Raw genomic sequence first — 1,653 nt, 5'->3', positions numbered from 1 at the left:
AGCGACTTAACACCCGAGCTGCAGGGCACCAGTAATGAAATTGGTGGCACTGTTACACTCACCATCACCGACAGCGCAGGCGCTGTGCAAACCATTGAGACCCTAGTTGGCAGCGATGGCCACTGGAACATTGAGATTCCAGGTGCCCTTGCACAAGGTGACTTTACTGTAAGCGCGAGTATTACCGATGCGGCAGGCAACGAGAGCACCGCAAACAGCAGTGGTAATGTGGATACTATTACGCCAATCGTCACCGTTGATGCACTGGGCCTTGGCAACGATAGCACCCCAGTTGTTAGTGGTACCTCAACAGAGCCTGAAGGCACCGTTGTAAACATTGTTATTACTGACAGCAACGGTGATGAACACCCAATCACCGCCACCGTGGATGCAAACGGTGATTGGCAAGCAACCAGCCCTGAATTACCAGATGGAAGCTACACCGTGCAAGCCAGTATCACCGATGATGCAGGCAACACCGGCGGCGCGACACAAACGGGCAACCTAGATACCTTAGCGCCAACACTGACGTTAGACACAGTCGGCGCAACCAACGACAGCACGCCAACAATCAGCGGAAGCAGCAATGCGCCAGCGGGCACAGTGATAAACATCAGTGTAAGCGACGGCACCACAACAGAAACGTTTACTGCAACAGTACAAGCCGATGGCAGCTGGTCAGCCGATGTACCGAACGCGTTAACTGATGGTCTACTCACTATTGAAGCAAGCGTTAGTGATAACGCCGGTAATACCACTACATTAAGTGAAACCGCAACACTCAACACCACGGCCCCAAGCATTAGTATTAATGCACTGGTTGACACCAACGACACCACCCCAACCATTAATGGTACAAGCGATGCGGCAGATAACACTACCATTAGCTTAACGTTTGAAGACAGTGCAGGGAATATTACGACTGTTGATACAACCGTAACGGGTGGAGTATGGAGTGTCGATGCACCAACTGATTTAGCCGAAGGCGAATATACTGTCACCGCAGAGGTAAATGATGGTCTAGGTAATATCGGCAGCGCCACCGAGACAGGTCAGATAGACCTTACTGGCCCGAGCCTTGTTATTACCGACAACGGTGTAGGTAACGACACCACGCCAACAATTGCAGGTACCAGCGATGCACCGCAAGGCAGTGAAGTAACCATTGTTGTCACCGACAGCAGCGGCGCAGCGCAAACCATGAGTGCCACCGTGCTTGCTAATGGTACGTGGTCAATCCCTGTACCGGTAGCACTTGCAGAAGGTACATACACCGTAAGCGCGAGTGTTGAAGATGTGGCAGGCAACGACACCACCGCCACAGGCGCAGGTGAAATAGATACCACTGCACCGACACTTGTACTTACCAGCCCAGGCTCAAGTAATGACATCACCCCGACACTCAGTGGAACAAGTGATGCCGTTGAAGGCACGGTTATTAACTTCACGGTTGTGGACGATCAAGGCAATACACAAACCTTTACCACCACTGTGGATGCCGATGGTAACTTCTCTGTAGAAGTACCGACTGCCTTGGCAGAAGGACCATATAGCATCGAAGCAAGTATTAGCGATGTGGCAGGTAACAGCACCGATATTACCGGCAACGGCACCATTGATACCACAGCACCAAGTGTGAGTGTAGATGCGCCA

At 51.7% G+C, this 1,653-nt stretch carries 1 protein-coding gene; it reads left to right on the top strand.

From position 1 onward, the window contains the following. Positions 1 to 1,653: Ig-like domain-containing protein (locus H5161_RS19905; RefSeq protein WP_182769923.1), on the top strand; the 1,653-nt coding region annotated here is incomplete at both ends.

Source organism: Pseudoalteromonas sp. SG43-5 (assembly GCF_014164345.1).
GTDB lineage: Bacteria > Pseudomonadota > Gammaproteobacteria > Enterobacterales > Alteromonadaceae > Pseudoalteromonas > Pseudoalteromonas distincta.
The sequence above is the reverse complement of the archived record's forward strand: the minus strand, read 5'-3'. Positions and strand labels throughout refer to the sequence as shown.